The sequence below is a fragment of the Methyloversatilis sp. genome (assembly GCF_051861465.1).
GTDB lineage: Bacteria > Pseudomonadota > Gammaproteobacteria > Burkholderiales > Rhodocyclaceae > Methyloversatilis.
The window spans coordinates 49,886-74,944 of the sequence record NZ_JBHYCQ010000009.1 but is presented as its reverse complement, the minus strand read 5'-3'; the positions used below and the strand labels follow the sequence as shown (position 1 = coordinate 74,944).

26 protein-coding genes are annotated in these 25,059 nt (G+C 66.6%); 19 read left to right on the top strand and 7 right to left on the bottom strand.

Annotation, left to right across the window (positions count from 1 at the left end; all coding sequences use genetic code 11):
• Positions 1–26: 26 nt before the first annotated feature.
• Complete coding sequence (locus ACTIFF_RS13975) at positions 27–521, bottom strand: dihydrofolate reductase (RefSeq protein ID WP_439537379.1); 495 nt, start codon at positions 519–521, stop codon at positions 27–29.
• The gene (locus tag ACTIFF_RS13970; RefSeq protein WP_439537378.1) at positions 518–1,312 is read right to left on the bottom strand and encodes a thymidylate synthase; all 795 of its coding nucleotides are present in this window, start codon (positions 1,310–1,312) and stop codon (positions 518–520) included. Before ACTIFF_RS13970 ends, ACTIFF_RS13975 begins: the two co-directional genes overlap by 4 nt.
• Before the next feature lie 163 nt (positions 1,313–1,475).
• Between ACTIFF_RS13970 and ACTIFF_RS13965 the strand changes: the two genes are divergently transcribed.
• Positions 1,476–2,945: a hypothetical protein gene (locus ACTIFF_RS13965; protein WP_439537377.1), complete on the top strand. Its 1,470-nt coding sequence runs from the start codon at positions 1,476–1,478 to the stop codon at positions 2,943–2,945.
• Between the two features lie 28 nt (positions 2,946–2,973).
• Here ACTIFF_RS13965 and ACTIFF_RS13960 read toward each other — a convergent pair whose 3' ends face one another.
• Together ACTIFF_RS13960 and ACTIFF_RS13955 are read right to left on the bottom strand one after the other, a co-directional pair.
• Positions 2,974–3,558 (bottom strand): YqiA/YcfP family alpha/beta fold hydrolase, encoded by a 585-nt coding sequence (locus ACTIFF_RS13960; protein WP_439537376.1) that lies wholly within the window; start codon positions 3,556–3,558, stop codon positions 2,974–2,976.
• Positions 3,558–4,382 carry an undecaprenyl-diphosphate phosphatase gene (locus ACTIFF_RS13955; protein WP_439537375.1) on the bottom strand — a complete coding sequence of 275 codons (825 nt, stop codon included), beginning with the start codon at positions 4,380–4,382 and terminating at the stop codon, positions 3,558–3,560. The genes ACTIFF_RS13960 and ACTIFF_RS13955 overlap by 1 nt, the downstream gene beginning before the upstream one ends.
• Before the next feature lie 125 nt (positions 4,383–4,507).
• Here ACTIFF_RS13955 and ACTIFF_RS13950 point away from each other — a divergent pair, with 125 nt between their 5' ends.
• From ACTIFF_RS13950 to mtgA, 3 genes are read left to right on the top strand one after another with little or no spacing between them, the layout of a single operon-like run.
• On the top strand, positions 4,508–5,470 hold the full coding sequence (locus ACTIFF_RS13950; RefSeq protein ID WP_439537374.1) for an energy transducer TonB: 963 nt from the start codon (positions 4,508–4,510) through the stop codon (positions 5,468–5,470).
• A gap of 4 nt (positions 5,471–5,474) precedes the next feature.
• A complete protein-coding gene (gene aroE, locus ACTIFF_RS13945) occupies positions 5,475–6,308 on the top strand; it encodes a shikimate dehydrogenase (protein ID WP_439537373.1) in 834 nt (277 codons plus the stop codon).
• Between the two features lie 14 nt (positions 6,309–6,322).
• Positions 6,323–7,015 carry a monofunctional biosynthetic peptidoglycan transglycosylase gene (gene mtgA, locus ACTIFF_RS13940; RefSeq protein WP_439537372.1) on the top strand — a complete coding sequence of 231 codons (693 nt, stop codon included), beginning with the start codon at positions 6,323–6,325 and terminating at the stop codon, positions 7,013–7,015.
• 151 nt (positions 7,016–7,166) lie between these two features.
• On the opposite strand, the gene mog is transcribed toward mtgA, so the two are convergent.
• Positions 7,167–7,766 (bottom strand): molybdopterin adenylyltransferase, encoded by a 600-nt coding sequence (gene mog / locus ACTIFF_RS13935; protein WP_439537371.1) that lies wholly within the window; start codon positions 7,764–7,766, stop codon positions 7,167–7,169.
• Positions 7,753–8,334, bottom strand: coding sequence for a ribosome biogenesis factor YjgA (gene yjgA / locus ACTIFF_RS13930; protein ID WP_439537370.1), 582 nt, complete (start codon positions 8,332–8,334; stop codon positions 7,753–7,755). Before yjgA ends, mog begins: the two co-directional genes overlap by 14 nt.
• A gap of 124 nt (positions 8,335–8,458) precedes the next feature.
• On the opposite strand from yjgA, the gene pmbA reads away from it, so the two are divergent.
• A complete protein-coding gene (gene pmbA / locus ACTIFF_RS13925; protein ID WP_439537369.1) occupies positions 8,459–9,799 on the top strand; it encodes a metalloprotease PmbA in 1,341 nt (446 codons plus the stop codon).
• Positions 9,796–10,878 (top strand): TRAP transporter substrate-binding protein, encoded by a 1,083-nt coding sequence (locus ACTIFF_RS13920; RefSeq protein WP_439537368.1) that lies wholly within the window; start codon positions 9,796–9,798, stop codon positions 10,876–10,878. Before pmbA ends, ACTIFF_RS13920 begins: the two co-directional genes overlap by 4 nt.
• Before the next feature lie 83 nt (positions 10,879–10,961).
• Here the strand turns inward: ACTIFF_RS13920 and metK are convergent, their stop codons facing one another.
• On the bottom strand, positions 10,962–12,125 hold the full coding sequence (metK, locus tag ACTIFF_RS13915; RefSeq protein WP_439537367.1) for a methionine adenosyltransferase: 1,164 nt from the start codon (positions 12,123–12,125) through the stop codon (positions 10,962–10,964).
• 171 nt (positions 12,126–12,296) lie between these two features.
• Here metK and ACTIFF_RS13910 point away from each other — a divergent pair, with 171 nt between their 5' ends.
• From ACTIFF_RS13910 to ACTIFF_RS13850, 13 genes are all read left to right on the top strand, one after another.
• Entirely contained in the window at positions 12,297–13,178 is an 882-nt protein-coding gene (locus tag ACTIFF_RS13910) for a lysophospholipid acyltransferase family protein (RefSeq protein ID WP_439537366.1), read from the top strand.
• A gap of 9 nt (positions 13,179–13,187) precedes the next feature.
• Positions 13,188–13,616, top strand: a complete 429-nt coding sequence (locus ACTIFF_RS13905; RefSeq protein WP_306476184.1) for a CoA-binding protein — start codon at positions 13,188–13,190, stop codon at positions 13,614–13,616.
• Between the two features lie 22 nt (positions 13,617–13,638).
• Positions 13,639–14,472 carry a diaminopimelate epimerase gene (dapF, locus tag ACTIFF_RS13900; RefSeq protein ID WP_439537365.1) on the top strand — a complete coding sequence of 278 codons (834 nt, stop codon included), beginning with the start codon at positions 13,639–13,641 and terminating at the stop codon, positions 14,470–14,472.
• 7 nt (positions 14,473–14,479) lie between these two features.
• Positions 14,480–15,130, top strand: coding sequence for a DUF484 family protein (locus ACTIFF_RS13895; RefSeq protein ID WP_306476186.1), 651 nt, complete (start codon positions 14,480–14,482; stop codon positions 15,128–15,130).
• Positions 15,131–15,475: 345 nt separating this feature from the next.
• The gene (locus ACTIFF_RS13890) at positions 15,476–16,702 is read left to right on the top strand and encodes a class I SAM-dependent rRNA methyltransferase (protein ID WP_439537364.1); all 1,227 of its coding nucleotides are present in this window, start codon (positions 15,476–15,478) and stop codon (positions 16,700–16,702) included.
• A 69-nt stretch (positions 16,703–16,771) separates the two neighbouring features.
• Entirely contained in the window at positions 16,772–17,209 is a 438-nt protein-coding gene (gene dksA / locus ACTIFF_RS13885) for an RNA polymerase-binding protein DksA (protein ID WP_069038554.1), read from the top strand.
• Positions 17,210–17,224: 15 nt separating this feature from the next.
• The gene (locus ACTIFF_RS13880) at positions 17,225–17,590 is read left to right on the top strand and encodes a hypothetical protein (protein WP_439537363.1); all 366 of its coding nucleotides are present in this window, start codon (positions 17,225–17,227) and stop codon (positions 17,588–17,590) included.
• Between the two features lie 125 nt (positions 17,591–17,715).
• A complete protein-coding gene (locus ACTIFF_RS13875) occupies positions 17,716–19,698 on the top strand; it encodes a TonB-dependent receptor (protein ID WP_439537362.1) in 1,983 nt (660 codons plus the stop codon).
• Between the two features lie 303 nt (positions 19,699–20,001).
• Positions 20,002–21,081, top strand: coding sequence for an STAS domain-containing protein (locus ACTIFF_RS13870; protein ID WP_439537361.1), 1,080 nt, complete (start codon positions 20,002–20,004; stop codon positions 21,079–21,081).
• Between the two features lie 66 nt (positions 21,082–21,147).
• On the top strand, positions 21,148–21,687 hold the full coding sequence (hslV, locus tag ACTIFF_RS13865) for an ATP-dependent protease subunit HslV (protein WP_069038550.1): 540 nt from the start codon (positions 21,148–21,150) through the stop codon (positions 21,685–21,687).
• A 26-nt stretch (positions 21,688–21,713) separates the two neighbouring features.
• A complete protein-coding gene (gene hslU, locus ACTIFF_RS13860; RefSeq protein WP_439537360.1) occupies positions 21,714–23,036 on the top strand; it encodes an ATP-dependent protease ATPase subunit HslU in 1,323 nt (440 codons plus the stop codon).
• An 81-nt stretch (positions 23,037–23,117) separates the two neighbouring features.
• On the top strand, positions 23,118–23,597 hold the full coding sequence (locus ACTIFF_RS13855; protein ID WP_439537359.1) for a disulfide bond formation protein B: 480 nt from the start codon (positions 23,118–23,120) through the stop codon (positions 23,595–23,597).
• Positions 23,598–23,706: 109 nt separating this feature from the next.
• Complete coding sequence (locus tag ACTIFF_RS13850) at positions 23,707–25,029, top strand: NAD(P)/FAD-dependent oxidoreductase (RefSeq protein ID WP_439537358.1); 1,323 nt, start codon at positions 23,707–23,709, stop codon at positions 25,027–25,029.
• Positions 25,030–25,059: the final 30 nt, after the last annotated feature.

The window sequence follows — 25,059 nt, the reverse complement described above, 5'->3', positions numbered from 1 at the left end:
GCCGATGCGACGCGCTGCGCCGTCGTTCAGCGCCGCGCGTAATCGACGAAGGCGTACTGCAAGCCGCCGGCGCTGACAGCCGTTTCGCGGGCGGTTTCGATCCATTCACTGCGGTCGAAGGCGGGGAATATCGTGTCGCCGTCGAACCGGTCGGAGATTTCGGTCAGCAGCAGCCGCTGCACGTGCGGCAGCGCCAGTGCGTACAGCTGGGCGCCACCGATGATGAAGGCGTCCGCGCCACCTTCGGCCTGTGCGGCAGCCTCGCGCGCCGCCTCCAGCGACGGCACGACGATGGCACCCGGAATCGACAGCCCGGGCTGCCGGCTGACCACGATGCTGGTGCGACCGGGCAACGGCCGGCCGAGCGAATCCCAGGTCTTGCGCCCCATGATCATCGGGTGCCCCATGGTCAGCGCGCGGAAGCGCTTCAGGTCCTCCGGCAGATGCCAGGGCATGGCGTTGTCGCGGCCGATCACGCCATTGGCGGACAGCGCCGCAATCAGCGACAGGCGCGACGTCACACCGCCACCTTGGCTGGAATGTGCGGCCACGGGTCATAGCCTTCGAGCCGGAAATCGTCCGGCGCGAAGGCGAACAGGTCGGTCACCGCCGGGTTGATGTGCATCACCGGCAGCGGCCGCGGTGCGCGTGACAACTGCTCACGGGCCTGATCGACATGGTTCAGGTACAGGTGCGCATCACCCAGCGTATGGATGAACTCGCCGGGCTTGAGCCCGCACACCTGGGCCATCATCATCGTCAGCAGCGCGTAACTCGCGATATTGAAAGGCACTCCGAGAAATATGTCGGCGCTGCGCTGGTACAGCTGGCAGGACAATGCACCGTCGGCGACGTAGAACTGGAACAGCGCATGGCAGGGCGGCAGCTTCATCGACGGGATGCTGGCCGGGTTCCACGCGCTGACGATGTGGCGGCGCGAATCCGGATTCTGGCGCAACCCCTTGATCAGTTCGGCGATCTGGTCGATGTGGCGCCCGTCGGGCGTCGGCCAGCTGCGCCACTGGGCGCCATACACCGGACCGAGGTCGCCTTTTTCGTCGGCCCACTCGTCCCAGATGCTGACGCCGTTTTCCTTCAGCCAGGCGATATTGGTGTCGCCGCGCAGGAACCACAGCAATTCGACGATGATGGAGCGCAGGTGCAGTTTCTTCGTCGTCAGCACCGGAAAGCCGTCGGCGAGGTCGAAACGCATCTGCCAGCCGAACACCGAACGGGTGCCGGTTCCGGTGCGGTCGGTCTTGAGCGCGCCCTGTTCGAGCACATGGCGCATGAGGTCGAGATATTGCCGCATGGAAAATATCGCGCAGTCGCGTTACGCTAGAGGGTCGGGATTGTAGTCCAGCGCGCGGTTCCGGCGCGGTCTGCATGCAGCACGGGCGGGGATGCACACCGTTCGACGGACGATTGATGATCAGTACAATCGGGGCGCATCCCGAGCGGCGGAGGTGGCAGGTATGTTCGGTGTCTTTTCTTCATCCCCGGCGAGTGTGCTCGGCAATCCGGCCGAATTGCGCCGTGTGCTGGCCGAAATCGCCGCTGCGCAGCCCGACCTGGCCATCAACGAACTGACCGGCTGGGTCGAATCGGTCAGCGAAGCCGCCAATATCGACATCGCGCACCACGTCAATCTGCTCTATCAGTTCGATTCCAGCGCCCAGCCCCACCTGCGAAAGCTCGACAGCGCTTACGTCGAACAACCCGAAGGCAAGGATGTGGTGTGGCGCACCGGCCGCGATTTCTGGTCCATCCTGTCGTCCGCCTACGAATTCGCGCTCGACCGCTACATGTCCGACCCGGCGCAGGCGTCGGTGCTCAGCGGTCTGTCTCGTCTGGCCTCGCGCACCGTTCGGGCGTGCCGCCAGCGCTTCAAGTGGGACGTCTATCACAATGGTCCGGTCGATGCCGGTCTGTGGCAGGTGGCCGGCCAGGCTTACCTGCTCGCGCAGGCATCCGGCGCCGAGGTGCGCGAGGTGGTCAATGCCGCCGACGAAGCGGCGACGTCGGTCGAACGCGAGTACCTGCGCCTGATTGCGCTGCATGTGGCGGCACCCGAAGGTCTGGTGCCGGCCGGCGTTCGGCTGGCCGAGCAGCTCACCAGTTATTTCGCCGCCCGGTTTTCGATGGCGTCCGCCGTCGAGCGCGGCACCACGCACTGGCTGGACTCCAATCAGCCTGCTCCGCCGCTGCGTCTGGTACGCGCACCGCTGAACACCGACGGAATCCGCTACTTCTCCGGCATTGCAGCCGCAGATGCCGCACTCGCGATGGCGCGCAAGCTCGAAGCCGGCGAACGGCCGGATTCGCTGCATTTCGATGAAGAGCCGTCGCCGGAACAACTGGGTCGCCTGCTACGCCACCTGTCGATCAACTGGGCGCTTGACCCGCCGACCCGGCAGTACCGCCGCCACACACTGGGCGGCGCACTCGCGGTCGCCAATGGCATCAAGCATCTGCACCACGTGCTGCGCGGCGCGCGCGACGAGGCGGTGATCTATCGCTGGGAAATGTCCGACGCCAGTCTGGGCGGCATCGGCGCAACGGCACCCACTGCCAGCGCCGAGTGGGTGCGCGTCGGCTCGCTGGTCGGCATGCAGCCGTCGGGCGGCGACAACTGGCTGGTCGGGGTCGTGCGCCGCTACATGCGCGGCCGCGACGCGCGCGGCACGGTCGGCATCGAAACGCTGTCGACCACGGCACGCCCGCTGGAGGTGTTTTCCGAGCGCAACAGTGGCGAAGCCGTTGCGCTGGATGACCCGATCACCGGCGCCGTCGTGCGCCTGGCGATCAACGGCACCGGCTATTCGGCCGAGTACCCGCTGCACGCCTCGATCAACGGGCGGCACGTCAGGCTCGATCCGGTCGAACTGATCGAGCGCGGCGCCAATTTCGATCTCGCCCGATTCCGCGTCAGCGACTTTCGCTAGTCTTTCCTCCGGACGGCGGCAATCGCCCTCAGCGATCCGGCAGCAGGAATCCGGTCAGCCGCGGAAGCTCTGCTGCGAAGCTCCGCAGGCTGTGATCGCCGCCGGCATGCACGACGAGGTTCGCGCCGCGCAGCTTCAGCACCGCCTGCCACCAGTCCAGCACCTCGTCGCCGGTTTCCAGCAGCACCAGGTAGCGTTCCGGTTGCGTGATGACCGCGACGTCCAGCGCCGCCAGTTGTTCGACATGTTCCTGCTCGAAGCTGAACACCTCGCCTGTATACATGTGCTCATGTTCGCCGACGTAATCGCCGAGCGATTTCGGGGCGACCACGGCCGGGTTGATCAGCGCCGCACGCAGACCGTGCTTTTCTGCCAGATGCAGCGCATAGAAGCCGCCCAGCGACGAGCCGGCCAGCGCGACTTCATCGCCGGCGGCCAGCGCCGGGCACAGCACCGATTCGATCAGCGTGATCGCGTCCAGCGGGCCGGGCGGCAACTGTTCGCACCACAGGTCTCCGGCCCGACCCTGTCGCGCAAGGTGGGCGCGCAACTGCAGGGCCTTGACCGACTGCGGGCCGGAGCGGAAGCCGTGCAGATAGATCAGCCTCTGCATCAGTGATCCGCCCAGTCCACCCAGCCGCCGGCGGCTGTCAGCAGCACGATGATGCCGAAGACGATGCGGTACCAGGCGAACACCTCGAAGGTGTGAGTGGAAATGTAGCGCAGCAGCCAGCGCACGCTGAAGAAGGCCGCCAGGAAGGACGCCACGAAGCCGGTGGCGAACACCGGCAGATCTTCGGCACGCAGCAGCGCCCAGTTCTTGTACACGTCGTAGGCGGTGGCCGCGAACATGGTCGGAATGGCGAGGAAGAAGCTGAACTCGGTCGCCGCGCGACGAGACAGGCCGAAAATCAGGCCGCCCATGATGGTCGCACCCGAACGCGACACGCCGGGGAACATCGCCACGGACTGCGCGAAACCCACCTTGAGCGCGGCACGCCAGTCCATGTCTTCCACGGTTTCGTAGCGCGGCTGGTGATTGCGGCGCTCGATCAGCAGGATGAGCACGCCGCCGACGATCAGCGCGCCCGCCACAGTCAGCGGGTTGAACAGATAGGCCTTGATCACGCCGTGCAGCAGGAAGCCGAGTACCGCCGCGGGCATGAAGGCGATCAGCACCAGCGTCACGAAGTGGTTCGCCTGCGGGTCGCGCGCCAGCACGCCGCTGCCGACATCGATGAGCTTGCGCCGGTACTCCCAGCAGATCGCCAGTATCGCGGCGAGCTGGATGACGATCTTGAATACGCGACTGGTGTCGTCGGTATAACCCAGCAGGCTGCCAGCGATGATCAGGTGGCCGGTGCTGGAAATGGGCAGGAACTCGGTCAGACCTTCAATGATGCCGAGGATGAAGGCCTTGATCAGCAATGGATCCATGGAGTTTGCTGCACACGAAAGACCGGCGATTATAGGACGCTCGTCGTGACACGCCCGCGACACCGTGCGGTCTCATTTCCTGCCGGGCGGCGGTATTTCACCAGCCGCCTGTAAAATCCCGCCCCATGCCACGAAAAAGCGCTGCAGCCCGCACCCGCCCGAAGTCCGCGGCCACGCCCGAGAGGGCGGTGCTGACCAGCGTTCGGCCAGCCGCCCTGAGCACGGCCGAACCTGCGCTTCCGCCATTGGCCATCGGCATCGCGGTGTCGATCCTCGTGCATGGCTTCGTGCTGGCGATCAATTTCGCTCCTGATCTGAAGCCGAAGCAGAAGGCGGTCGATCAGCCGCTGGAAGTCGTGTTGGTGAATGCGCGCGGCAAGCAGAAGCCGCTTGATCCGCAGGCGCTCGCGCAGGCCAGTCTCGATGGCGGCGGCAATACCGATCAGGACCGCCGTGCAAAAACGCCGCTTCCGGCCAGCAAGCGCGACCAGACCGGCGATCAGCTGGTCAGCACGCAAAGCCGCGTGCAGGAACTCGAAGCGCTGCAGCAGAAGCTGCTGGCCGAGGCGCAGGCCAGAACCGAGGTGAAGGAGGAAGAGCGTCGGGTCGAACAGCCGGAACCGACGCCGCAGGCTGTGCCGCTGCCGACCGGCACCGACCTCGCTGCACGCGCCATGGCGATGGCGCGGCTCGAGGCCGAAATCGCGCGCAACGTGGATGACTACAACAAGCGTCCGCGCAAGAAATTCGTCGGCGCACGCACGCAGGAATACCGCTTCGCGCAGTACATCGAGGACTGGCGGCAGAAGGTCGAGCGCATCGGCAACCTGAACTACCCGAGTGCGGCGCGCGGCCGCATCTACGGCAACCTCACGTTGACGGTCGAAATCCGGTCCGACGGCGAGATCGAACAGATCTACGTCAGCCGCTCGTCCGGTCAGCCGCTGCTCGACGAGGCCGCGCAGCGCATCGTGCGCATGGCCGCACCCTATGCGCCCTTCTCGCCGGATATCAAGCGCGACTTCGAGATCCTGTCCATCACCCGTACCTGGAGCTTCACCCAGGGCGACCAGCTTGAAGCACGCTAGACCGATGCCCGATCGTTACGCCGTGGTGGGTCATCCCATTTCGCACAGCAAGTCACCCGCCATTCACGCCGCCTTCGCCGCGCAGACCGCTCAGGACATGAGCTACGAGGCGCTGCTGGCGCCGCTGGAAGGTTTCGCCGCCACGGTCGGGCAATTTCGCGCCGACGGCGGGCGCGGCCTGAACATCACCGTGCCGTTCAAGGAAGAGGCTTGGCGGCTGGCGGATCGCCTGACCGACAGGGCGCGGCTGGCCGGCGCGGTCAACACCTTCGTGTTCGATCGGCACGTGCTGGGCGACAACACCGACGGTGCCGGGCTGGTGCGTGACCTCGAGTGGCTCGGTGGCCGGCTCAACGGTGCGCGCGTGCTGCTGCTCGGTGCCGGCGGCGCTGCGCGCGGTGTCGTGCTGCCGTTGCTCGATGCAGGCGTGGCGCGTCTGTTCATCGCCAACCGCACTGCCGACAAGGCGCGTGGTCTCGAAACACACTTCGGCGGGCACGACAGCCGCGCCGCGCTGGCCGCCGGTGGCTGGCAGGAGGCCGCCGATGCGTCGTACGACATCGTGATCAACGCCACCAGCGCCAGTCTGAGCGACGATGCGCCGCCACTGCCGGACGGGTTGTATGCACCGGGCAGTCTGGCGTACGACATGGTCTATGGCCGCGGCCTGACCGCCTTTCTGAAACAGGCGCGGGCGCAGGGCGCCGGCACGCTGGCCGACGGGCTGGGCATGCTGGTCGAGCAGGCCGCAGAGGCGTTCGAGCTGTGGCGTGGCGTACGGCCGGACACGGCGCCGGTGCGCGACATGCTGCGCGCGGCAACGCCGCCGCTCGCCTGAGCGTCGCCCCCGCCATGCGTCGCCTCCTGCGCCTGCTGAAATGGCTGCTCGCCGCTGCGGTGCTGCTGGCGCTGGCCTACCAGCTGTGGGTCTTCGGTCACCTGCTGTGGTGGACGAAATTCAATCCGGACGAAACCCGCTTCATGTCGCTGCGTCTGTCCGAGCTGCGCGAACGCCAGCCTGACGCACAGCTGCGCAGGCAGTGGGTGCCCTACGAGCGCATTTCGGTGCACCTGAAACGCGCCGTGATTGCGGCCGAGGACGACGGCTTCGTCGATCACGAAGGCTTCGACTGGGAAGGCATCCAGAAGGCGATGGAAAAGAACCGCAAGAAGGGCCGCGCGGTGGCCGGCGGCTCGACCATCAGCCAGCAGCTGGCGAAGAACCTGTTTCTCAGCCCGAGCCGCAGCTATCTGCGCAAGGGGCAGGAGGCGGCCATCACCTTCATGATGGAAGCCGTGATGGACAAGCGGCGCATCCTGGAAATCTATCTGAACGTGGTGGAGTGGGGCGATGGCATCTTCGGCGCCGAAGCGGCCGCGCAGCGCTACTACCGCGTGTCGGCGGCAAAGCTCGGGCCGGATCAGGCTGCGCGACTGGCGGTCATGCTGCCCAACCCGCGCAAGTACGAAAAGACCTTCGGCCCGCGCCTCGCGGCACACGCCTCACGCGTCGCCGCGCGCATGCACTACTCGCAGGTGCCTTAGCTGCAAGGTCGGGCGCAACGGCTCGTTGCGCGCGGCGTCCCTGTGGGAGCGGCGAGGCCGCCGCTCCCACAAAACCGCCGCCGCTGGCACAGGGGCAGCCGCCGCAGCTCAGTCGTGTGGTCTGCTGACGACCGAGGGTGCGCGGCGACCTTCAGGTCCTGGGCGGCCGGATCGCGGATTTCGGGCGGAAGGCCTTCACCACGGATTCGTCGGTTTCGATGTAGGGCCCGCCGATCAGATCGATGCAGTAGGGCACGGCGGCGAAGATGCCGGGCACGATCTGGGTGCCGTCTGCATCCTTCACGCCTTCCAGCGTTTCACGGATCGATTTCGGCTGCCCGGGCAGGTTCAGGATGAGCGCCCTGCCGCGGATGGCGCCGGTCTGGCGCGACAGGATGGCGGTCGGCACGAAGCGCAGGCTGATCTGGCGCATCTGTTCGCCGAAACCGGGCATCAGCTTGTGCGCCACCGCCGCGGTGGCATCCGGTGTCACGTCGCGCGGCGCCGGGCCGGTGCCGCCGGTGGTCAGCACCAGATCGCAGCCCGCGCTGTCGCACAGTTCGATCAGCGTCGCCTCGATCACCGGCTGTTCGTCCGGAATGAGCCGGGTTTCGAAGGTGACCGGCGTCTTCAGCGCGGCGGACAGCCAGTCCTGCAGCGCCGGAATACCCTGGTCCTGATAGACGCCGGACGAGGCGCGGTCGGACACCGACACCAGGCCCACGGTCAGCAGATCGTCATCCTTGCTCATCGTCGTGTTCATCCTCTGCGGTTTCGGTGGCGTCCGGCGAGCCGGCACGGTCGAGCTGGCGCAGCACGCGGAAGATTTCGCGGAAGGCGCGCGGCGGCTTGTCCAGTTCGGTTTCGCGCAGCGCGTTGCGGCGCAGCGTGCGTAGCTGGGTCAGATCGGCGTCCGGCCACTGCGCAGCGATGTCGCCCAGCACCTGTTCATCGGCGATCAGCCGCTCGCGCATGCGCTCCAGCATCTGTTCGCGTGCGACCGCGCGGGCGGATACGCCGCGTATCGCGTCGAGCGCCTCGACCAGTGGTGCGGTATCGAGGGTGCGCATCACCTTGCCGACATACTGCATCTGCCGGCGCAGGCCCTCGCGGCTGCGCGTGCGGCGCGTTTCCTCGATCGCGCGGCGCAGGTTGTCCGGCAGGTCGATGCGTTTCAACTGCGTGTCGGACAGCGCGACCAGTTGTTCGCCGATGTCCTGCAGCGCATGCGAGTCGCGCTTCTTCTGGCTCTTGCTCGGGCCGTCGTACTGCGGCTCGTCGTCGGGGTCGTCGTGGGTCGATATGGATTTCGGGCGCATGGGGCGGGGTGAAGCGTGGCAAGCGGCTATTATTGCAGCTTTGCCGCAGCCCGCCCGTGCAACGCCATGGCGTGACGTGCCGGCGGCGGATTCCCCACCGGATTTCACTGCGAGATAGGCCCCCATGTCCCGACAGGGTTTCAGCTATACCGATGACAGCCTGCGCGAGATTGCGCAGGATCTGCTGGACCACGCACGTGCCGGCGGCGCCACCGCGGCCGAGGTCGACGTGTCCGAAGGCTTCGGCCAGTCGGTCACGGTGCGCCGTGGCGAGGTCGAAACGATCGAATACAACCGCGACAAGGGCGTCGGCGTCACCGTCTATGTCGGCCAGCGCAAGGGTTACGCCAGTTCGAGCGACTTTTCGCGCGATGCACTGCGCGCTTCGGTCGATGCGGCGCTGTCGATCGCCCGCTTCACCGCTGAAGACGACTGCGCCGGCCTGCCAGACGAATCGCTGCTGGCGACCGAATTCCGCGACCTCGATCTGTACCACCCGTGGGAGCTGCCGGTCGAGCAGGCGATCGAGATCGCCAAGCGCTGCGAAGACGCCGCCTTCGCCACGTCGCCGGACATCCGCAATTCGGAAGGCGGTTCCGTGTCGGCCCAGCAGTCGCAGTTCATTTCGGCCAACAGTCTCGGCTTCATGGCGGGTTACTCGAGTTCGCGCCAGTACATCACCTGTTCGGTCATCGCCGGCGAGGGCGACGCGATGCAGCGCGAAGACTGGTACGCCAGCCAGCGTTCGGCGGCCGATCTGCCGTCACCTGAAGCCATCGGCCGCTATGCCGCAGAGCGCGCGCTGGCGCGGCTGGGCGCACGGCGCGTCAAGACCACGCGGGTGCCGGTGCTGTTCGAGGCGCCGCTGGCGATCGGCCTGATCGGCCATTTCGTGCAGGCGGCCAGCGGCGGTTCGCTGTACCGCAAGTCGTCCTTCCTGCTCGACAGCCTGGGCAAGCAGATTTTCTCGCCGCTGATCAGCATCGCCGAGCGGCCGCACCTGCCGCGCGCCATGGGTTCCGGCATGTTCGACGACGACGGCGTGGCGACGCAGGACCGCGATATCGTGCAGGGCGGCGTGCTCAACGGCTACTTCCTGAGCACCTACTCGGCGCGCAAACTGGGCATGCAGACCACCGGCAACGCAGGCGGCTCGCACAATCTCATCGTGAAGCCGGGCACGCGCAGCCTGGTGGACATGATCGGCTCGATCAAGCGCGGCCTGCTGGTGACCGAATTGCTGGGTCACGGCGTCAATTACGTGACCGGCGACTATTCGCGCGGCGCCGCCGGCTACTGGATCGAAAACGGACAGATCGCCTGGCCGGTGCAGGAAATCACCATTGCCGGCAATCTGCGCGACATGTACATGGGCATCAAGGAAGTGGGTGCCGACACGCTGGTGCGCGGGTCGAAACAGTGCGGTTCGATCCTGATCGACCGCATGAGGATAGCCGGCGCGTGAGCGCGCGCGGGCGGCGCACCTTCCTGCAGGCGGCGCCCGCCGCGCTGCTGGCTGCGCCGGCCGTGGTGGGTGCGCAGCCGGCGATCCGCTGGCGGCTGGCGTCGAGCTTTCCGAAGGGGCTCGATGCGCTGTTTCCCGCTGCCGAACAGGTGGCGCAGCAGGTCAACGCCGCGACCGGCGGCCGCTTCCAGATCCAGGTATTCGCCGCCAACGAACTGGTGCCGCCGTTCGGCGTGCTCGACGCGGTGCGCGAAGGCACGGTCGAGTGCGGTCATTCCGCGTCCTATTACTACATCGGCAAGGACCCGACCTTCGCCTTCGACTGCGCGATGCCGTTCGGCCTGAACAGTCGCCAGCAGAGCGCCTGGCTGCTGGATGGCGGCGGCATGGCGCTGATGCGCGAGCTGTTCGCCGGCTACAACATTGTCAATTTCCCGTGCGGCAACACCGGCGCGCAGATGGGCGGCTGGTTCCGGCGCGAAATCCGCACCGTGGCCGATCTGAAGGGCCTGAAGATGCGCGTGGGCGGGCTGGCCGGTCAGGTCGTGACCCGTCTGGGCGTGGTGCCGCAGCAGATTCCGGGCTCCGACGTCTATCCGGCGCTGGAAAAGGGCGCCATCGACGCCGCCGAATGGGTCGGGCCCTACGACGACCTGAAGCTCGGCTTCTACAAGGTTGCGCCTTATTACTACTATCCGGGCTGGGCCGAAGCCGGGCCGCAGCTGTCGGTCTATGTGAACCGCGCGGCGCATGACGCGCTGCCGGCCGACTACCGCCACATCCTCGAAGCCGCTTGCGCAGCCGCGCACCTCGGCATGCAGGCGCGCTACGACGCGCGCAATCCGGCGGCGATGAAGAAGCTGATCGAGGGCGGCGCCCGGTTGCGCATGTTTTCGCGCGACATCCTGCTCGCCTGCCAGAAGGAAACCTTCGGCCTGTACCGCGAACTGGCCGCGTCCAGTCCCGGCTTCCGCAAGGTGTTCGAACCGTGGAACCGCTTCCGCTCCGAACAGCACCTGTGGACGCGGATTTCGGAAAATTCGGTCGATGCATTCGCCGGCCGGCATCCGGTCGAGTAGCGGGCGGGTGTCGGGTTCCGACACGCCATGAAAAAGGCCGCTTGCGCGGCCTTTTTCATGTCCGGCAGATCCAGCGCAGGTGCTTACAATCCCGCGTCCGCCCGCAGTGCGGCGGCCTTGTCGATCGCTTCCCACGTGAATTCCGGCTCGTCGCGGCCGAAGTGGCCGTAGGCGGCGGTCTTCTGGTAGATCGGGCGCAGCAGGTCGAGCATCTGCACGATGCCCTTCGGGCGCAGGTCGAAATGGCGCTTCACCAGTTCGGTCAGCTTCTCGTTCGACAGTTTGCCGGTGCCGAAGGTGTCGACCATGATCGAGGTCGGCTGGGCGACGCCGATGGCGTAGCTCACCTGCACCAGCGCCTTTGATGCGAGGCCTGCGGCGACGATGTTCTTCGCCACGTAGCGTGCGGCGTAGGCGGCCGAGCGGTCGACCTTCGACGGGTCCTTGCCGGAGAATGCGCCACCGCCGTGCGGTGCAGCACCGCCATAGGTGTCGACGATGATCTTGCGGCCGGTCAGTCCGCAATCACCCTGCGGGCCGCCGATGACGAAGCGGCCGGTCGGATTCACCAGATACTTGATTTCACCCTTCACCAGTTCGGGCGGCAGCACCGGCTTGATCACGTCCTCGATCACCGCCTCGCGGATGGCTTCGAGCGACATTTCGGGCGCGTGCTGGGTCGACAGCACGACCGTATCGATGCGCTCGGGCTTGCCATCGACGTAGCGGATGGTGACCTGGCTCTTGGCATCCGGGCGCAGCCAGGGCAGGCGGCCGTCCTTGCGCAGATGGGCCTGGCGCTCGACCAGACGGTGCGACAGGTGAATGGCCAGCGGCATCAGCACCGCTGTTTCGTCGCAGGCGTAGCCGAACATCAGGCCCTGGTCGCCGGCGCCCTGGTTCAGATAGTCGTCGCTGGCGCGATCGACGCCCTGCGCAATGTCCGGGCTCTGCTTGTCGTAGGCCACCAGCACGGCGCAGCCCTTGTAGTCGATGCCGTACTCGGTGTTGTCGTAGCCGATGCGCTTGATCGTGTCGCGCGCGACGTGGATGTAGTCGACGTTGGCCGTGGTGGTGATTTCGCCCGCGAGCACGACGAGCCCGGTGTTGCACAGCGTTTCCGCGGCGACACGGGCGGTCGGGTCCTGTTCGAGGATGGCATCGAGGATGGCGTCGGACACCTGGTCGGACACCTTGTCCGGGTGGCCTTCTGAAACCGATTCCGACGTGAAGAAATAATCTGACATGCGCCTGCTCCTTTTTAATCATCCCTGTGCTGGTTCGTCGAACCAGCCCCGGGAAGCGGGCAGGCGACGCTTTAGCAGTATTTTTAATCCGCCCTGCAAGTTGTCTCGTTTAACTCGGCGGAAGCATTAGTCTACCGCGTCCTGTCGTTTCCGTGCGCCAAGCATTTCTCGATGTCTGCAGTTCTTCACACCCCGGCAAGCCGGATTGCCGGCGCTGTCTTCGGTCTGCTGTCTCGTTGTTCGCTGCGCCTCCTGCAGCGGGCAGGCGCGTTCGCCGGGCGTCGGATGCACGCCTGGTCGGGCAAGTTCCGTCGGGAATTCGACGCCAACCTGAAGCGCGCCGTGCCGGATGCCGATGCCGCGCTGATCGACGCAGCGGCCGCCAGCGCCGGGCGGGTCGTGTTCGAACTGCCCTGGGTATGGATGCGGCCGCGCGCCGAGGTGCTGGCCCGGGTGACCGGCGTCACCGGATGGGAGCATGTCGAGACGCTGCACGCGAGGGGGCGGGGCGTGGTGCTGCTGACGCCTCACATGGGCGCCTTCGAGGTGGCGGCGCAACTGATCGGCTCGCGCCTGCCGATCACCGTGCTGTACCGCGCACCGCGCCAGGCCTGGCTGGGTCCGCTGATGGTCCGCGGGCGAGACGGCGGCGGTGTGTCGCTGGCCGCGGCCGACGGCGGCGGCGTGCGCCGGCTGCTCCGTACGCTGCGCGATGGCGGACTGGTCGGCATCCTGCCCGATCAGGTGCCGGCCAATGGTGAAGGCGTGTGGGCGGATTTCTTCGGCCGCCCGGCCTACACGATGACGCTGGCGGCGCGCCTGACCGAGCATGCCGAAGGCCCGCTGATGGTGTTCGCCGAGCGGTTGCCGGACGGACAGGGTTTCCATCTGCACTTCCTGCCGCCCGAGGTGCCGGTCACCGGTGACACGCGGGCGCGCGTCGAGGCGATCAACCGCAGCGTCGAGGCACTGGTGCGCCGCTATCCCGACCAGTACATCTGGGGTTACAAGCGCTACAAGTGCCCGCCCGGCGTGCAGCGGCCCGCGCTGTAGAATGCGCGCATGTTCGAAAATCCTTCGCCGCAGGCCATCGGCGCGCTGTTGCGGCGCGCGCGCACCGTGGCCGTCGTCGGCCTGTCCCCGAATGAAAACCGCCCGAGTCATCGTGTCGCGCGTGCCATGCAGGGCTTCGGCTGGCGCATCGTGCCGGTGCGACCGGCCGTGACCGAAGTGCTGGGCGAAACGGCCTACGCGTCGCTCGATGACATTCCGGAAGCGCTGCGGCGCGACATCGACCTGGTCGATGTCTTTCTGGCGCCGGAACGCGTCGGCCCGGTGGTCGATCGCGCCATCGCGCTCGGCCTGCCGGCCATCTGGCTGCAGGACGGCGTGATCGACGAAGCCGCCGCGCAGCGTGCGAAGGACGCCGGGCTTACCGTGGTGATGAATCGCTGCGTGTGGCGCGACTGGGTGCCGCTGGCGACAGAATGAAGGCGCACACGAAAGGACGCGCATGAAGCTGCGCTTTTCCAAGATGCACGGCCTGGGCAACGATTTCGTCGTCATCGATGCCATCCGCCAGCAGGTCGACCTGACGCCTGCGCGCGTGCGCTTCCTGGCCGACCGCCACTTCGGTGTCGGCTGCGACCAGCTGCTGCTGGTCGAGCGCGCGCAGCAGCCGGGCGTCGATTTCCGCTACCGCATCTTCAATGCCGACGGCGGCGAGGTCGAACAGTGCGGCAATGGCGCGCGCTGCTTCGTGCGCTTCGTGCTGGATCAGGGACTGACCGACAAGCGGCAGATCCGCGTCGAAACGATGTCCGGCGTCATCACGCTGACCGCGGAAGACGACGGTGAAATCACCGTGAACATGGGGGTGCCGGTGTTCGATCCGGCGCGCATCCCGTTCGATTCCGCCTCCGATGCCTTCGTGCAACCGCTCGACGTGGCGGGTACGGCGGTGCCGATCACTGCCGTGTCGATGGGCAACCCCCATGCCGTGCAGGTGGTGGCCGACGTCGACGCCGCGCCGGTCGCGCAGCAGGGGCCGCTGATCGAATCGCACACGCGCTTTCCGGCGCGGGTGAACGCCGGTTTCGTGCAGGTGGTCGATGCGCATCACATCCGGTTGCGCGTGTATGAGCGCGGGGCCGGCGAAACGCTGGCCTGCGGCACCGGCGCCTGCGCCGCCGTAGTGGCCGGCGTGGTCAGGAATCTGCTCGACAGCCCGGTGCGCGTGACCACGCGCGGCGGCGAACTGAATATCCGCTGGGCCGGCGAAGGTGAGCCGGTCTTCATGACCGGCCCGGCCGTGACCGTTTTTGAAGCAGACATTCATATGGAGTGACCGAGGCATGAGAGCCGACGACATCGCGCGTTACCTGCAGGACCACCCGCAGTTCTTCGAGGATTATCACGACCTGCTGGCGCAGCTGTACGTCCCGCACCCGCACGGCGGCCGCACCATTTCGATCACCGAAAGGCAGATCCTGACGCTGCGCGAGAAGGCCAAGGCGCTGGAGCTCAAGCTGGCCGAACTGTTGCGTTTCGGCGAGGACAACGACCTCATTTCGACACGCGTGCATGCCCTGTCGGTCGCGCTGCTGACCGCCGGCAGCTTCGACGCGCTGATGAACGTGCTGCGCGAACAACTGGCCGACGCCTTCGCCGTGCCGCAGCTCGCGCTGCGCCTGTGGAACAGCGTGCTGACGCGCGACAGCGACGTGTTCGCGCCGGTCGAGGAGCGCATCCGCGTGTTCGCCAACGATGCGAAGCACCCGTACTGCGGGCCGGTGAACGATCTCGGCGTGGTGGCCTGGTTCGGCGATGCGGCGCCGTCGGTGCAGTCGATCGCGCTGATCCCGCTGCGCCGCGAATCCCGCATCGTCGGTCTGCTGGCGCTGGGTTCGGATGATGCCGACCGTTTCGTGCCCGACATGGGCACGCTCTACCTCGAACGGATCGGCGAGTTGCTCGGCGCGTCGCTGATCCGCGAGTTGGGCTGAGATGAGGGCCCCCACGCTCACTTCGTTCGCACAGGGTCAGCTGGGCACAGCCGTCCCGTTCGGACGGCGCAGCGCATGCGCTGCGAAACCCCGTCCTCACCCCCGCCAAGGGGGCTGCGCTCGCCCTTGGGGCGGCCCTGCGGGCGGCGCGTCGGCCCCCACGCTCCCTTCGTTCGCACCGGGTCGGCTTTGCACACCCGAACGGTTGCGCGGGCGGCGAGCAATGCCCGCCGAAACCCCCGCTACACTCCTAGCGGCGGCCCTGTGGGCGGCGCGTCGGCCCCCACGCTTACTGTGTTCGCACAGGGTCGGCTTTGCTCAGCTGACCCGTTTGGACGGCGCGGTGTGACCGCCACCCTGATCCTCGCGCCGGGCCGTGAACGCTCGGTGCTGCGGCGCCACCCTTGGATATTCGCCGGTGCGGTCGATCGCATCGACGGTCGCGCCCGGCCCGGCGATACCGTGGTGGTCCAGGCGAGCAATGGCCGTGCGCTGGGGCGTGCAGCGCTGTCGCCCGAGTCCCAGATACGTGCCCGCATGTGGACCTTCGTCGACGAAAGCATCGACGACGCCTTCTTCCGCCGCACCGTGGCACGCGCGGTCGAGCAGCGGCGCGATCTGCCCGAACTGGCGCCCGAATTCGGGGCGTCTGGCGGTGTGCGCCTGCTGCATGGCGAATCCGACGGCCTGCCCGGCGTGGTGGCCGACCGCTACGGCGACCTGATCGTGCTGCAGATCACCAGCGCCGGGGGCGAGAAGTGGCGCGATGCCATCGCCGACGCGCTGACTCGGGCCACCGGCATCTCACGCATCTATGAACGTTCTGATCCGGACGTGCGCGCGTTCGAAGGGCTGGCCGCGCGCACCGGCTGGCTGACCGGCGAGGCGGGGCACGAGGACGGGGCGGCGCGCCCGGTCATTGCCGAGCGCGCCGCCAGAGGCCGCATCAATATAGAAGTGGATGTGGCCAACGGCCACAAGACCGGTTTCTATCTCGACCAGCGCGACAGCCGCCGCTTGTGCGGCGAACTGGCCGAGGGCCGGCGGGTGCTGAACTGCTTCTGCTACACCGGCGGCTTTTCGCTGCACGCGCTGGCCGGCGGGGCGACCGAGGTGCTGTCGATCGATTCGTCCGGCCCGGCGCTCGAAATGGCCCGCGCCAACATGGCGCACAACCCCGGCCTGGACGCCGGCCGCGCCGCCTGGCTCGAAGCGGACGTATTCCAGCACCTGCGCACGCTGCGCGCCGAAGGCCGCAAATTCGATCTGGTGGTGCTCGACCCGCCGAAGTTCGCACCGTCGGCGTCGCACGCCAAGTCGGCTGCACGCGCCTACAAGGACATCAACCTGCTCGGACTGCGCCTGCTGGCGCCGGGCGGTCTGCTGATGACCTATTCGTGTTCGGCCGGCATCGACCCGGCGATGTTCCAGGGCATCGTCGGCGACGCAGCGGCCGATGCCGGTGTCGGCGCACGCGTTTTGCGGCGGCTTTCGGCAGGGGTCGATCACCCGGTGGGACTGGCTTTTCCGGAAGGCGAGTACCTCAAAGGGCTGCTCATCCGCGTGGCGTGACAACGCGGCTCTTGTTTTACTGCAAACATTGGTATCCTCCCGCTCTTTCCAACTTGGGAGTCCCCGCGGATGGCCACCAAGAACGCCGGCAAGGCAGACAAGCCGCTGACCGAAGCCGACATGCTGAAAATGCCGGAAAAGGATTACATGAACGAGGCGCAGCTCGCGTTTTTCCGCGGCCTGCTCGCCCGCATGCGGGATGACATCCTGCGCAAGGCCGATGAAACGGTCGAGCACATGCGGGAAGTCGATAACGTGTCCGATCCGGCCGACCGCGCGACGGTCGAAGAAGAGCACACGCTGGAACTGCGCGCCCGCGACCGCGAGCGCAAGCTGCTGAAGAAGATCGAACAGGCAATCGACCGCATTGACGCAGGGGAATACGGCTATTGCGACGAAACCGGCGAGCCGATCGGCATCGGCCGCCTGCTGGCCCGTCCGACCGCGACGCTGACCATCGAAGCGCAGGAACGGCGCGAGCGCCTGCAGAAGCTTTACGGCGACTGAGGCGGTTCCGCCGTCATGAATCCCCTGTTCGTGCTTCGTCGCGTCCTGCTGCTGCTGTGCCTGCTTGGCGCACAGCATGTGGCACTGGTGCATGCGTACGAACATCATGCAGCGTCCGGCGTCCAGTCCGGTGTGCAGCCCGCTGCACATCCTGCTCTTCATCCTTTCGCCGGATCGGAACATGGCTCGGGGCTGCATGCGGTGTCGTGTGCAGACTGCCTGTCGGGTCATGCGCTGAATGCGGCGCTTCCGGTCGCGCTGCCGGGGCTGAACCACACCCGCCTCGGCCATGTGTTCAGCAGCGCCGCAGCGGTGCAATCAGCAGCCTGCCGGCTGCCTGAGCAGCGGGCGCACGGCCCGCCTTTTTCCTCCCTGATCTGACGCAGCGCGCCACCTCCACGGCGCGATCCATCCAGTGACAGACCGGCTGCGCCGCGCGCGCGGCCATGCCCTATCGGGCCAGGGGGAGCTTCATGTACCACTCGCATCCAGTGCGGAGCGCCGTCATGGCCGCTTCGATCGCAGCCATGGCCGTGCCGGTCGCGGCGCAAACCATCAAGGACCTGCCCACCGTCGTCGTGACCGGCAATCCGCTCGGCAGCGACCTGTCGGATCTGGTCAGCCCGGTCTCGGTCATGGACGGCAACGACCTGACGCTGCGCGGCGCCAGTACGCTGGGCGAAACCGTGGGCACGCTGCCCGGCGTCAGCAGCACCTGGTTCGGACCGAATTCGAGCCGTCCGGTCATCCGCGGCCTCGACGGTGATCGGGTGCGCATCCTGAGCAACGGCGGCGCGACGGTCGATGCGTCGTCGCTCTCCTTCGATCATGCGGTCACGACCGATCCGCTGGTGATCGAACGGGTCGAGGTGGTGCGCGGCCCGGCGGCGCTGATGTATGGCGGCAATGCGGTCGGCGGTGTGGTCAATACGCTGGACAACCGCATCCCCCAGGGGGCGCTGTCCGGTGCCAGCGGCCGCCTCGACGGCGTGGTCGGCGGTGCCGATTCGACGCGCGCCGTCGCCGGTCGGGCCGAATACGGCGCCAATGGCTTCAATCTGCATGTGGACGGTTTCAGCCGCCGCACCAGCGACCTGCGCATTCCACGCAGCAGCGGCGCATCGCGGCTGCGCAATTCGGCAGCCGAAAGCGAGGGCGGCGGCATCGGCTTTTCGCTGGCCGGCGACAAGGGCTATGTCGGCGCGTCCTATGGTCAGTACGACACGCTGTACGGCACGGTCGCCGAGCCGTCGATCACCATCGACATGCGCAGCGAGCGCTGGGACCTGGCCGGCGAGGCGCGCGATCTGGGCGGTTTCATCACCGGCCTGAAATTCCGCGCCGGTCACACCGATTACCAGCATGTCGAACTGGACGATGGCGCGCCCGAGACGCGATTCTTCAACAAGGGTACGGATTTCCGGGTCGAGGCGAGCCATGCGCCGATCGGTGCCTTCCGCGGCGTGTTCGGCGTGCAGCTGGACAGCAGCGACTTTTCGGCGCTCGGCGCGGAGGCCTTCGTGCCGTCGACCCGCACCGATACACGCGCGCTGTTCGTGTTCGAGGAAACGAAGGTCGGCGACCTCAAGCTCACCTTCGGCGGGCGCATCGAGCGGGTGAAAGTCGGTACCGATGGCGGTGGGCCGGATGACGCGAACAACCCCGGAACGCCGCGCTTCGACCCGTCGCAGGAGCGCCGCTTCACGGCGCGCAGCGCCGCCTTCGGCGCCATCTACCCGCTGAACGACGTGTTCTCGGTGGCCAGCCAGCTGGCGCACACCGAGCGCGCACCGACCTTTTACGAGCTGTTCGCCAACGGCCCGCATGCCGCCACCGGCAATTACGAACTGGGCAACACCGCGCTCGATACCGAGAAATCGAACTCGATCGACCTGCAGCTTCGGGTCAAGAGCGGTGAGCACAGCGGCAGCGTCGGCGTCTTCCACAGCCGCTTCAACAACTACATCGCGCTGTCGGGCAGCGGGCGCAACCGCGAAGAGGACGGCCTGATCGACCCCGCAGGTGAATTGCCTGAATTCACCTACAACGCGGTGCCGGCCAAATTCACCGGTGTCGAGGCGCAGGCGCACCTGCTGCTGTGCCGCTGCGCCGGCGAACTGCACCTCGATCTGCAGGCCGACATGGTGCGTGCCAGCAACCGCGACACCGGCGAGCCGCTGCCGCGCATTGCGCCGATGCGAGCGCTGGCCGCACTGAACTGGCATCGCGACCGGCTGCAACTGCGGCTCGAGGCGCAGGGCGTGCGCCGGCAGGACCGGGTAGACAGCGACGGCACGCCGACTGCGGGCTACACGCTGGTCAATGCATTTGCCAGCTATGGCTTCACAGCGGGTGGCCTGGGATGGGAGGCCTGGCTGCGCGGCAACAACCTGTTCGATACCGAAGCGCGCAATCACGTGTCCTTCCTGAAGACGATTGCACCGCTGCCCGGGCGCAGCGTCATGGCGGGTCTGCGGATGAATTTCTGAGCGCAACGACCCGGTGGGCGGGCGCCTGTCACGTCTGCTTACCGGATCGGCGCGCAGCGCGGAGGGTTTGCGGGGTAAAGTAAAGATCTGTATCGATTTTGTGCAAGCAGTGCCGTTAACCCTTCGGGTTGACCCGATATCTTTCCTCCCGTGGCCTTTTCATTCTTCAAGAAATCACCTGCTCCGCAGGTCGAGACGCGCAAGCCCGTGCAGCCCGCCCGTGGCGGTGCAGTCTCGCGTCCGCCCCAGAGCACGCCGCCCCCGAGCGCGCCAGCGAGCGGGCCGCCCAGCGTTTTGCCGAGTGTGTCGCCGTCCGGCGGCCTGATATCGCTCGACTTCATCTCGCGCGACCCACTCGAAGGCGCGCGCCGCATGGGCAAGGGCGAGCTGGAGGTGCAGGACGTTTCCAGCGGACTTCACCCGGTGGTCGAAGAAGCGGCGATGCTGTTTGCCAATGGAGAGGATGAAGCCGCACTGAATGCACTGGAGCGCGCCACCTTCGACGATCTGGGCAGTTCCGCCGAGCAGGTGTGGTCGATGCTGTTCGATCTGTGCCACGCGCTCGGTCGCTGCGACGCGTTCGAGGCGCATGCACTGGCCTATGCCGAACGTTTCGAGCGCTCGGCGCCGACCTGGCCGGCGAGTCCGTCCAGGGGCGCAGCCAACGGCCCGCCGACGCTGACCTTGTCCGGCAAGCTGTCCGAGGCCAGCCGCGCAATCATCGACCAGTTCGACCGCCTCGCGTGCAAGACACCGTTGCTCAGGCTGGACACCGCCCGGGTGCAGGATGTGGACGAGGATGGCGCGAGAATGCTCACCGAGGCGTTGGTGAAAGTCCGGCGCAGCGGGCATCGGGTGGCGATGATCAATGTCACTCCCCTGCGGGATCTGCTCGCACCGCGCGTCATTCCGGGCACGGCGGCGCTGCCGGAACAGTGGCTGCTCTATCTGGAAACACTGCAGCAACTGGGCGACGAGGCGGCATTCGAGGAATTTGCCATCCAGTACGCGGTGACGTTCGAACAGTCACCGCCGTCATGGGATGCGCGCTGGGTGTCGGCCACGCTGCTGCCGTGCGCACCGGAACCGGCCAAAGCGACCGGCAAGCAGGCGGTGGCATTGCAGGGCGAAATCACCGGTGCCAGGCAGGATGCCTTCGCCGTGCTGACGGCCGGCGATCACCCGCCGGGCGTCCTGAAGGTCGAATGCTGCGATCTGAAGCGCATGGATTTCATCAGTGCCGGCCTGCTGTTCAACGTGATCACGGCTGTGCAGGCCACGGGTCGCCAGCCGCGATTCGTCGAGGTGCGCCCGATGATTGCAGCGCTGTTCGTGCTGATCGGCGTGGCTGCGGTGGCGGAAATCCAGCAGCGGCATTTCTGAATCGACCCACCCGGTCGCGTCCGCAGGGGTAAAGTACGCGACCTCTCTGCTTCATCAGGATCAGGCATGGAACAGTTTCACGGCACGACCATCCTTTCGGTGCGCCGTCCGGGGCAGGTTGCGCTCGGCGGCGACGGCCAGGTCACGCTCGGCAACATCGTCGTCAAGTCCACGGCACGCAAGGTGCGTCGCCTGTATCAGGGCCGCATCCTGGCCGGTTTCGCCGGCGGTACGGCCGACGCCTTCACGCTGTTCGAGCGTTTCGAGACCAAGCTGGAGAAGCATCAGGGGCACTTGCTGCGCAGTGCGGTCGAACTGGCCAAGGACTGGCGCACCGATCGCATGCTGCGCCGGCTGGAAGCCATGCTCGCCGTGGCCGATCGCGAATCGTCGCTGATCATCACCGGCAACGGCGATGTGCTTGAACCGGAAGGCGGCATCGTTGCCATAGGCTCTGGCGGCGCCTACGCCCAGGCGGCCGCCCGCGCACTGATCGAAAACACCGAACTGTCCGCCAGCGACGTGATTTCAAAGTCACTCGGCATCGCGGGTGACCTGTGCATCTACACCAACCAGAGCCACACCATCGAAGTGATCGAATGGTGATGAATACTGCCGCTTCCAGTCACACCATGACGCCCTCCGAAATCGTGTCCGAACTCGACAAGCACATCGTCGGGCAGACGCGCGCCAAGCGCGCGGTTGCCGTGGCGCTGCGCAACCGCTGGCGTCGCGCCCAGGTGGCCGAGCCGCTGCGCACCGAAATCACGCCGAAGAACATCCTGATGATCGGCCCGACCGGGGTCGGCAAGACCGAGATCGCGCGCCGGCTGGCGCGCCTGGCCAACGCGCCCTTCATCAAGGTGGAGGCGACGAAGTTCACCGAGGTGGGCTACGTCGGGCGCGATGTCGACAGCATCATCCGCGACCTGATGGAAATCGCGATCAAGGACCTGCGCGAGCGCGCGATGAAGGCCTCGCGCACGCGCGCAGAGGACGCCGCGGAAGACCGCATTCTCGACGTGTTGCTGCCGCCGGCCCGCCCGACCGGTTTCGGCACCGACGCGCCGCCGGCCGAAGAATCCGGCACGCGGCAGAAATTCCGCAAGAAGCTGCGCGAGGGCGAACTGGACGACAAGGAGATCGACATCGAGGTCGCGCAGTCGGCGCAGTCGATGGAAATACTGACGCCGCCGGGCATGGAGGAACTGTCCGGTCAGCTGCAGTCGATGTTCCAGAACATGGGCAACCCGCGTCGCAGCCGGCGTCGCATGACCATCGCGGAAGCGATGCGCGTGCTGACCGACGAAGAGGCTGCCCTGCTGGTGAACGAGGACGAGGTGAAGCAGCAGGCGCGGCTCGCGGTCGAGCAGCACGGCATCGTGTTCCTCGACGAGATCGACAAGATTGCCACGCGCTCGGAGCACGGTGGTGCAGACGTGTCGCGCCAGGGCGTGCAGCGCGACCTGCTGCCGCTGGTCGAAGGCACGACCATCAGCACCAAGTACGGCATGGTGAAGACCGATCACATCCTGTTCATCGCCAGTGGCGCCTTCCACCTGTCGCGGCCGAGCGACCTGATACCTGAAATGCAGGGCCGCTTCCCGATCCGGGTCGAACTCGAATCCTTGTCGGTGGAGGATTTCGAACGCATCCTGACCGCCACCGACGCCTGCCTGACGCGCCAGTACAGTGCGCTGCTGGGCACCGACGGCGTCACGCTGGATTTCACCGCCGACGGTATCCGCCGGCTGGCCGAAGTCGCCTGGTCGGTGAACGAGCGTACCGAGAACATCGGCGCGCGCCGTCTGCATACGGTGATGGAAAAGCTGCTGGAAGACGTGTCCTTCGACGCCGGCCGGCACGACAGCGCACTGACCGTCGATGCCGCCTACGTCGACGTCCGCCTGGGTGAACTGTCGCAGAGCGAAGATCTTGCCCGCTATGTGCTTTGAGCGCACACCGTTGCGTACCGCTCTTTCCATCGTCCCGAGCTTCTGCCTGAAGGTCCGCCTGTCCGTCTACCTGAGCGTCCGATGACCCCGATCGCCCGTACCCGCCTGCTGTTCGTCCTGTCCTACCTCTGTTTCGGCCTCGTTGCCTATGCGCTCTACCTGCAGCACGTCGAACGCCTGGCGCCGTGCCCGTTGTGCATCCTGCAGCGCTACGCCTTTGCCGGAACCGGCCTGTTCCTGTTGCTGAGCGCGTTGTTCGGTGGTGCGCTGTCGCGCAGCGGTCTGTGGCTAGCGGCGCTGGTCGCCGGCGCGGGCGCTGCGATTGCCGGTCGGCATGTCTATGTGCTGTACCACCCGTCGGTCAGCTGCGGTCTCGATCCGGTCGAGGATTTCGTCAACAGCCTGCCGCCCGCGCAATGGCTGCCGCAACTGTTCTTCGCCGACGGCGCCTGCGGCGCAAAGCTGCCGCCGATCTTCGGACTCGACATTCCGGAGTGGTCGCTCGCGTGGCTGGTCGCACTGGCGCTGATCGCCGTGCTGCTTTCCTGGCGCAGGCACTGAGCGGCCGCACCGGCTGTTTCATTTGTGCAGCATCCGGACGGGTGTCGAGCACAAGCGACGGTTGCTGATGCACAATTCGCGTGCATCAATCTTTCTGCTTCCGGACACTATGAATCATCAGAAAAAACCCGTCATCGTGGTGGTGGGTGGCGGCGCGGGCGGTCTCGAACTCGTCACCAGTCTCGGTGACCGCTACGGCGAAAAGGGTCTGGCCGACGTGGTGCTGGTCGATGCATCGCCGATCCACATCTGGAAGCCTCATCTGCACGAAGTCGCCGCCGGACGCATGGACATGCACATGCACCGGCTCGAATACGTCGCCCAGGCGCGCTGGCACAGCTTCGAGTTCCAGCTTGGCTGCATGACGGCGATTGACCGCGATCGCAAGACCATCCGCATCGAGGCGGTGCCGGACTTCGACGGTGACCCCATGCTGCCGGAGCGCGAACTCCATTACGACTATCTGGTGATCGCCATCGGCAGCACGGTGAATACCTTCGGCATCCCGGGCGCGGACGAGTTCACGATGGCGCTCGACTCGACCCACGACGCCGAACGATTCCGGCAGAAGCTGGTGGCCGCCTGCATGCGTGCCGATGCGCGCGCCGAGCGCGGTGAGCCACACCAGGTGTCGATCGCCATCATCGGTGCCGGCGCAACCGGCGTCGAACTGTCGGCCGAGCTGCGGCACACCAGCAAGGTGTTGCGGGCCTTTGGCGTGCACAGCATGGACCCGCGGCAGGACGTCCGGATCACGTTGATCGAGGCGGCCGAACGCGTGCTGCCGGCGCTGCCGACGCGAATTTCGGTTTCGGTCGAAGGCCTGCTCAGGAAGATGGGCATCGATGTGCTGAAGTCCGAACGGGTCAGCGAAGTGAGCAAGGACGGTCTGGCCACGGCCAGCGGCCAGTTCATCCGCGCCGACCTGATGGTGTGGGCGGCCGGCATCAAGGCGCCGAACATGCTTGCCGGTTTCGGCGGACTGGAATCGAACCGCATCAACCAGCTGGTGGTGGATGATCACCTGACCAGCACGCGAGACCCGGACGTGTTCGCCTTCGGTGACTGTGCGGCCTGCGTCTGGCTGGATGGCGAAGGCACGATTCCGCCGCGTGCCCAGGCGGCACACCAGCAGGCCAGCTATCTGGTGAAGATTTTCGACATGCGCCTGTTCGGCAAGGGCGATCCCGGCCCGTTCAAGTACAAGGACTTCGGCTCGCTGGTGTCACTGGGCAAGACCGGCGCAACCGGCAACCTGATGGGCGGCATCATCGGCGGCAGCATGTTCATCGAAGGTCTGGTGGCGCGCGTGATGTATCGCTCGCTGTACCAGATGCACCAGATCGCGCTACACGGCTGGATCAAGAGCTCGATCGACGCGCTGGCGCGCATCATCAAGCGCAGTACGGAGCCGCACGTCAAGCTGCATTGAGGCGGGATCAAGATTCAAGGTGCAAGGGGG